Here is a 6,635-nt window from a genome sequence, read left to right on the forward strand (position 1 = left end):
GAAGCGGCGATGCCGTCACCCGCTGCGCCATAGGTCGAGCGCAGCCGGTCGGCAGACTGTTTCGCGCGCTTTTCCATGTCGGAGGCGCTGCGGGATTGAAGCGCATTGGCGCGCTTGAGTCCCTTTTCGAGCTTGTCGATCCGGGCTTCGACTTCGACGATCAGGCCGGGCAGTGCGGTTTCCATGGTGGTGTCCTTCAGAAGATAAACAGGCCGTCGGCCTCGGGGGCGGAGTAGGCGGATTTCATGGTTTCAGCGGCGCAGGCGCGGGACACGGCCATCGCGGCGGCGACAGCCCCGTCGATCCGGTCGGTCTTCCGGGCCTTGTGCATGCGGATCAGGCCGGAGTCGTTCCGGGATGCGACCACGTTCCCGAAGTGATTGCGAAGCACCGGGTGTCCGTCGTGGCGGATCAGGCAGCCATTCACCGTGCGCTCAAGGTCGCCAGCGGCCACGCCCATCGTCAGCGGGGCTTGGCGCATCTCGACGACAGGCAGGCCCTCGTCGTGCAGGTGCTGCATCGTGACGCGGGCGAGGTGCGGGTCGAAGGCGATCTCTTGCACGTCGTAGGTGGCGCACAACTCGCGGATACGGTCTTCGACGGCCTCGGGCGCGATGATCGGGCCGGGGGTGGCGATCAGCAGGCCATCGTCGCGCCAGCGCTCATAGGGCACCCCGTCACGGTCGGCGCGGGCCTTCAGGTCATCGCCGGGCACGAAGAACGTCGGCTTGATGGTGATCTGTCCATCGGGGTGCTTCCACGCCGCCACAACCGCCGCCAAGTCGCCAGACAACGCCATGTCCACGCCCAGCCAGCAGGGCAGGGGTTCGAGGTCGGCGAGATCATCGTCGAAGGAGCGGGCGTCGTAGGTGTCGAGGTCGAAGAGCGGATCACGGGAATTGGCGAACCACCGATTGAGGTTGAACTGCTGAAATTCGAAGGCCTTCGCGGGATTGTCCCGCGCCTCGTTCACATCGGCCCGCATCTTCTTCAGGTCGTGGAAGCCGTGGGCGAGGCCGGGGTTCACGCGATGCCAGACTGCCTCGTCCTGCCAATCCTCGCCGTCTTCGATCTCGAAGATGATCGGGAGAAAGGCCTCGTTCTCAACCTCGCCAAGCGCCACTCGGCGCGCGTAATCATACCGCTCTGCACCCAGGTTCTCGCGGCCCCGGCCTGCGGTCGTCGCGATGACGGTCAAGCCGCCCGCGCGCTTCAGCATGCCGGACTGCAAGGCTTCCCAGAGGTCGCGATTGGGCCAAGCATGGATTTCATCAGCCAGCACGAAGGTGGGGGTCTTGCCGTGCTGCGCCTTTCCATCTGAGGAGACGGCCTTGAGGGTCGAGCCGTCCAGCGCGCTCTTAATGGACTGGGGCGCATTGTTCGCGTCGTAGATCCGGGTGACGTCCATAAGCCGCCTGTCTTGGCGGATGATGTTCGCGGCCTCGGTGAAGCCCTGTCCCGCCATATCACGATTGCCGGATGCGAAGATGATCTGGCCTGCCGGGACGCGCTCGGGGCCTAGCAGGTGAAGCAGCGCCAGCGCAGCGGCGAGGCTCGTCTTACGATTGCCACGGGGAAGCAGGAGCATAACCTCGCGCACGATCCGTTCGCCGTCGGCGTCGCGCGGGCCGTAGATGCGACGCACAATACGCTCCTGCCAGTCAGCAAGTTGCAGGGCCCGCCGTGGCGCGTTGCTGATCGGGTGGCGCAGCTTCCGAAGAAACTGCACCGCCCGCTCACCATGGCCGAGAGGGTCGGCAATCGGGCTGCCGTCAAAGATCCACGCCGGATGTGTGCTGCGCTTGGTCATTGGTCAAAAGCGAAACAGTTTCGCATCTCAGGTCACGGCCAGCGGGTTGTCGTCGTCATCGTCGCCGGTGGCGTTGCTGCCGATCCTCGCCCGGCTGGTCGGGGTCAAACCATATTCAGCGGCGAGCTGGCGGGCGGTCTGCATGTAGCGGATTTGCAGCCCGCCCAGCTTCAGGTCGGGCACCGGCATAGAGTTGATGATCTCAGCGATCTGTCGCGCGGCACCAGCGGCAGAACAGTAGTTCTCGATGCCCGCCAAGTCGGCGCGGGTGATGATCTGCCGGGCGATCAGCTGGGGCATGATCCTGCGCCACTCCGCTTTCGCCTGAGACGACAAGTAGTCGGGCGCGGGCGGGGCCTTGGTCAGGGCTTCGGCGTCGGCGGAAACAGCGGGCTTTACCCCGCGAAGATGCTTGGAACTCATGTTAGCATCCTGCTATGTCTCGGGCAGAGCAACTGAAAGGCGGATTGGGTCAAATGAAGGACGTTGTTATTGTTATTCTTGTTCTCGTTCTTGGCTATGCCGGCCTTCTGGTGCTTGAAAAAAACGAACAGATTGAGCAGATGATTGCAATCCGCGATGAAACTAGAACGACAATGGCAGAAAGAACAAGCTTCGGGGAAGGTTGTGTTTCTTGGCTGAAGGAAGAAGGCGAAAAAGAAGGGAAGCGTGAAGGTGAATTTTACCTCGGTCGGTCTTGGCGAAAACACGGGCAGATGGTGTTTGAGGTTGTCGTTCCAAAAGATGAATTTGGCCTGAAAAGCGGCAGCGCGCTTTGCACTTATGACGAACAAAGCGGAATGATGTATTCCTATTGGGGCGAAAATAGAAACATCTGGATGTTTTATTGAGCGACTCACGACGCCACCGCTCGCAGCTTCCAGCCCCGCCGCCTGCCGATCTCGGCAATCTGCTTAATGTTGTAGGCGCGGCCCGCGTGGGTGATCCGGTCGCCCGTGGTGAACGGGGCAGGGTGCCAGCGCACCACGAAGATCAAGGTCTCGGCCTCGGTCTCGCCGAAGCCGGTTGCCACCTCGTCGGCGGACTGTTCCCGGACCTCGGCGCGCACCGTCATCAGCGGCTGCCAGACGGTCGAGACGTGGCCGGAGGGGGCGACGATCTCGGTCGAGCGCTCGACGGTGATCGTGCGGTCGAGGGCACCGGCGCGCATCAGGCTTTCCACTGCAACACCCCTTCGATCTGCATCACGCCGTGGTCGTAGGCCCGATCCGGCTGCGGATCGCGGAGCCAGAGGATCGACGGCTTCGCCCACTCGACGATCAGCGCCTGATCCGTCGCGGGAGGGTCGATCAGGGCGGCCAGACAGGCCGCGCCGATCTGCCGGGCGGTGCTTGCGTCTTCCAGCGCCCAAACGTTCACGTCGAGGAACACGCGGGCGACGTGCTGCCCGCCGGAGGCGCGGCCCAGGTATTGCACCTGATCTCCGCGAAGGATCACGCAGGGCATCCGATCAGGCCGGACAGGTCCGGTCCGCACGCTGTCGGCGGGCACCAACGCCAGCAGCTCGGGCGAGGCGATCAGCGCCGCCCGGACAGCAGTCTGAAGGACGAGGGTCGGTTCAAGCATTGCCCCGCCCTCCTGCATTCTTGATCGCCGCTCCAATTGCCCGCGCGATCCGGCGTTCGATCCTGGCCTTCGCGATGCGCCATGCCGGGCGCATGAAAGGCTGCGCCTCCTGCGTGACCGTGCCGAACTCCTGCAAGTGGCCGTGGCGCACCTCGGGGTTGCCGACAGTCACCAGAGCCTGCGCCTCGGAGGCCGTGCGCCGCCCGCCGCCGGAGGCATAAGCGGGTGTCGTCTCGCCGGGGCCGGTGACGGCGATAGAGTCGCGCAGGTCGCCGTCATCGACAGGGACGAGGGCGCGCATCTTGTCGGCGAGGTCTTCCGCCGATTTCATGAGGGCCGGGCGCAGCTCTGCGACGATCTCGGAGGGGATGGCTTTCAACCGCGCTTCGAGGGCGCGGGACTGATCACGCAGGGACATGGCCCGTCACCGCGTCGCGGTGCCCCTGTAGCAGCTCATAGACGCCGAACGGCACCGGAGCGGTGGCGAGTCCGAAGCTCGCCGCCTCGCGCTGCTCATACCAGAACGCGGCGAGCTGAAGGGCGGCTTCAGTCAGGTCAGCGGGTGCATCCTCCGGGAAGGGCTGGCCGGTGTGCTTGGCGATCCACGCATCGGCAGCCGCCAGCTTGTGCGCGAGCAAAGCCTCGTCGAGGTCGTGGTCGAGATTCAGTTGCGCCTTGAGTAGCGCGACAGGCGTGTGCGCGGTCAAGGCGCTGCTCCATATGTTATAACATAACATAATGTAGCACGCTGATTCAGGCAGGAAAAGTTATATTCGAGCTGTCTTGTGCGAAGGGACACACGCCGGTCCCCGTATCGCCGGAACTCCGTTGATACCCCCTCTCCGGACCTTGCGAAGTGATCGCAACATGGTTATTGGCTATTTACCATAAACTACTGGGGAATCGTCATGGGCGAAGCTAAGAGAAAGCGAAGTGCATCTACCCAGTCTTTCTTGAAAACTCTGGATGACTGGTCTTTCCCGGATAGTCAGTGGGAAAGAGAAACGGTCAATGAAATTCTTGGCCTGCCAGTATACACCGCAGTTAGATATCCAGCGGAAGTGCTGGCGTATATGAAAATGCCTGTGAAGGAGTGTCATGCAAACGCTCAATTCATGGAGCAGAATGATCCCGATGGTGAAATAAGGCGCGTCTCTGGGTGGTGGCCCCAGGACGGGAACTTTGTCCTTCACTCGGTGATTCTCCGTAAGGGACAGCATTTCTGCGTGACGCCACAGCAAATTGCATGCCCAGACAGCTTTGACTTTATACCTGACTCCAAAATCGAATGGCGGGACGAGGGTGATATTAGGCAGGCGTATCGTTCCGGGGTGGCGATCCGCTATGGTGTTCGTCTCGATCCGCGCAAGACTTTAGAGGAAATTGAAATTGTTCGCGCGAGGCTGAGATCCGGCATGAGTGTCTACCAAGCAACAAAAAAAGAAATCTAGAGAGAGGCATATCTAGAAAATGTAACTTGGCCTAAATATTGGATACCGGTAGCTATGTCGTGTCGAATCACAGGTCGGATAATGAAGCAGATCACGCTAGCCACAGTGGTGGCGCTCGCATTCCTAGTAAAACCGGCAATGTCTCAGTCAGTCCCTATTGAACCTGACGCGATCATCTCAGATACCAGCGATTTTCCTCGCTCGACGCTTATGTCGCTGGTCGATCCTGGCGTGGGCATGATCCGTGCGATGGGTTGGCGGTGTGACAGTTTGTCCGCAATCAGACCATATCTTATGTCTCGCGGCTTCACTATGACCTGTAATAATTTCAACTACACATACAATTTTGAAGACAGGGGCGGCAATTGGGTCGTAGAGCTTGACTAACTGGTCGTCTCTAGCGGTGTGGATGTTGAGCCTGCGGTAAAAGAAATAAGCTGAGGCCAAGCGAAGGACAGATGATGGATGTGACTCAAATTCAAACATTGCTCGGTCTTGCTTCTGGAGCGGTCGGTCTAACTGGCCAGGCGGCTGCTACCGTAGAAGCTGTGAAGAAGGCATTCGCTGGTGGGCCGAAAAGCGATGACGGAGAGGCTCAGCAATTGTTGAACAGCCTCGCTACGCAGCTCACTTCAGTGAACATGATGAATGTGCAGTTGAGCATGGCACTCAAGGATATTAGTGCAGCTATTGAAGATGAAGATAGATTTGAGAAAAGACTCGCCCGCTACAAATTGATCGACGGCGGCATGGGTGAAATGATTTATACCCTGCGTGATGACAGGATCGATGGGGATCCCTCGCATTACATTTGTCCAATCTGCCTTGAGAAGGAGCGGCAGTTCCATTTCGTGACAGGCGGAAAAGGTGAGTCTGGAAAGCACTGTCAAGGATGTCGGCACTACTTTTCTTTCGGGAAGGCTACTTACTCACCGCGTTAAAATGGAGAGACGGGGAACCTCACTCCAGACTTCTTGCTCTGAACTCATTCTCATTACGCCCTATGCTCATGGCGCTGCTTGTGTCGGGAGTGGCAGGAGGTGCAGAGGCTCTGCCAATTGTTGCGATCCCAGAAGAGGGCCTTGTCGCCCCGGTGCGGGATGATGTGATCGACGACGTTCGCCGGGGCGCTGCACAGGGCGCAGCAGGGGTGCAGGGCGAGGTGTTCGGCGCGGGCTGCCCGCCACTCGCTGTTGTAGCCGCGCTGCGTCGCAGTCGGGCGTTTAGCGTCATGTCGGGCGTTGCGGGCGCGGGAGCTGGCGATCTGGCAGGCGCAGCGGGTGCCATGGGGCACGACGCGGCCACAGGAACAGAGGCGGGGCGGGCGGCTCATTGCAAAGACCGAAGTGAATGCAGGCCTTCCCGGTCAAAGTCGGGGTCGAGCCCAGCGGCGAGGTTGCGCTCGCGACGGGCCTGATCTGCCGGAGAATTGTCTTCCTCGTCGGCGCTCCTGTGAATGGTCTTCAGCATGGCGACATGGCCGTCGAAGGCGCAGGTGATCTCCGCCGGGGTGGCGTTCCATGCCGTGTCCGGGCTCCAGCCAAGCCAGCCCGTCGCGATCTGGAACAACTCGCTGTAGTAGTCGGCCCATGGCATCGTTTTGGCGCTGGTGGTGCGTGGTTTGGTGCTGGCGGTGGGCGAGGGCATCAGGGCAGCGCAGAGACTCGCCAGCGGCCCGTGGGTGGCCTCGGTGAAGGTGCGCAGGGGTTGGCCCGCCATGTGGCTCAGGAAGGCCTCAGCGGCGCTCCTGTCCGTGGCGGCGATCAGGATCACTCGCCGGATCGTGG

The 6,635-nt window shown here is 60.9% G+C and carries 12 protein-coding genes; 3 read left to right on the plus strand and 9 right to left on the minus strand.

Annotation, left to right across the window (positions count from 1 at the left end; genetic code table 11):
• From C5F48_RS20875 to C5F48_RS20885, 3 genes are all read right to left on the minus strand, one after another.
• On the minus strand, nucleotides 1–185 hold a 185-nt coding region (locus C5F48_RS20875), incomplete at its 3' end, for a hypothetical protein (protein ID WP_146170681.1).
• 11 nt (nucleotides 186–196) lie between these two features.
• Nucleotides 197–1,810 (minus strand): terminase large subunit, encoded by a 1,614-nt coding sequence (locus tag C5F48_RS20880; protein ID WP_107665703.1) that lies wholly within the window; start codon nucleotides 1,808–1,810, stop codon nucleotides 197–199.
• Between the two features lie 27 nt (nucleotides 1,811–1,837).
• Nucleotides 1,838–2,233: a phage terminase small subunit P27 family gene (locus tag C5F48_RS20885; protein ID WP_107665704.1), complete on the minus strand. Its 396-nt coding sequence runs from the start codon at nucleotides 2,231–2,233 to the stop codon at nucleotides 1,838–1,840.
• Between the two features lie 53 nt (nucleotides 2,234–2,286).
• Between C5F48_RS20885 and C5F48_RS24890 the strand changes: the two genes are divergently transcribed.
• Nucleotides 2,287–2,661: a hypothetical protein gene (locus tag C5F48_RS24890; RefSeq protein WP_146170682.1), complete on the plus strand. Its 375-nt coding sequence runs from the start codon at nucleotides 2,287–2,289 to the stop codon at nucleotides 2,659–2,661.
• Between the two features lie 5 nt (nucleotides 2,662–2,666).
• Here C5F48_RS24890 and C5F48_RS20890 read toward each other — a convergent pair whose 3' ends face one another.
• The 4 genes from C5F48_RS20890 to C5F48_RS20905 are packed head-to-tail and all read right to left on the minus strand — an operon-like array spanning nucleotide 2,667 to nucleotide 4,104.
• Nucleotides 2,667–2,993, minus strand: a complete 327-nt coding sequence (locus C5F48_RS20890; RefSeq protein ID WP_258186545.1) for a phage head closure protein — start codon at nucleotides 2,991–2,993, stop codon at nucleotides 2,667–2,669.
• On the minus strand, nucleotides 2,981–3,397 hold the full coding sequence (locus C5F48_RS20895; RefSeq protein WP_107665706.1) for a DUF3168 domain-containing protein: 417 nt from the start codon (nucleotides 3,395–3,397) through the stop codon (nucleotides 2,981–2,983). Before C5F48_RS20895 ends, C5F48_RS20890 begins: the two co-directional genes overlap by 13 nt.
• Nucleotides 3,390–3,815 (minus strand): HK97-gp10 family putative phage morphogenesis protein, encoded by a 426-nt coding sequence (locus tag C5F48_RS20900; RefSeq protein ID WP_107665707.1) that lies wholly within the window; start codon nucleotides 3,813–3,815, stop codon nucleotides 3,390–3,392. The genes C5F48_RS20895 and C5F48_RS20900 overlap by 8 nt, the downstream gene beginning before the upstream one ends.
• Nucleotides 3,802–4,104, minus strand: coding sequence for a head-tail connector protein (locus C5F48_RS20905; protein ID WP_245941553.1), 303 nt, complete (start codon nucleotides 4,102–4,104; stop codon nucleotides 3,802–3,804). Before C5F48_RS20905 ends, C5F48_RS20900 begins: the two co-directional genes overlap by 14 nt.
• Nucleotides 4,105–4,305: 201 nt before the next feature.
• On the opposite strand from C5F48_RS20905, the gene C5F48_RS24895 reads away from it, so the two are divergent.
• Together C5F48_RS24895 and C5F48_RS24900 are read left to right on the plus strand one after the other, a co-directional pair.
• Complete coding sequence (locus C5F48_RS24895) at nucleotides 4,306–4,848, plus strand: hypothetical protein (protein ID WP_146170683.1); 543 nt, start codon at nucleotides 4,306–4,308, stop codon at nucleotides 4,846–4,848.
• A 458-nt stretch (nucleotides 4,849–5,306) separates the two neighbouring features.
• Nucleotides 5,307–5,789 (plus strand): hypothetical protein, encoded by a 483-nt coding sequence (locus C5F48_RS24900; protein ID WP_146170684.1) that lies wholly within the window; start codon nucleotides 5,307–5,309, stop codon nucleotides 5,787–5,789.
• 53 nt (nucleotides 5,790–5,842) lie between these two features.
• Here C5F48_RS24900 and C5F48_RS20910 read toward each other — a convergent pair whose 3' ends face one another.
• On the minus strand, nucleotides 5,843–6,181 hold the full coding sequence (locus C5F48_RS20910) for an HNH endonuclease (RefSeq protein ID WP_107665709.1): 339 nt from the start codon (nucleotides 6,179–6,181) through the stop codon (nucleotides 5,843–5,845).
• On the minus strand, nucleotides 6,178–6,635 hold a 458-nt coding region (locus tag C5F48_RS20915; RefSeq protein WP_219907819.1), incomplete at its 5' end, for a phage tail assembly chaperone. The genes C5F48_RS20910 and C5F48_RS20915, both read right to left, overlap by 4 nt.

Origin of the sequence: Cereibacter changlensis JA139 (assembly GCF_003034985.1) — a bacterium.
Lineage (GTDB): Bacteria > Pseudomonadota > Alphaproteobacteria > Rhodobacterales > Rhodobacteraceae > Cereibacter > Cereibacter changlensis.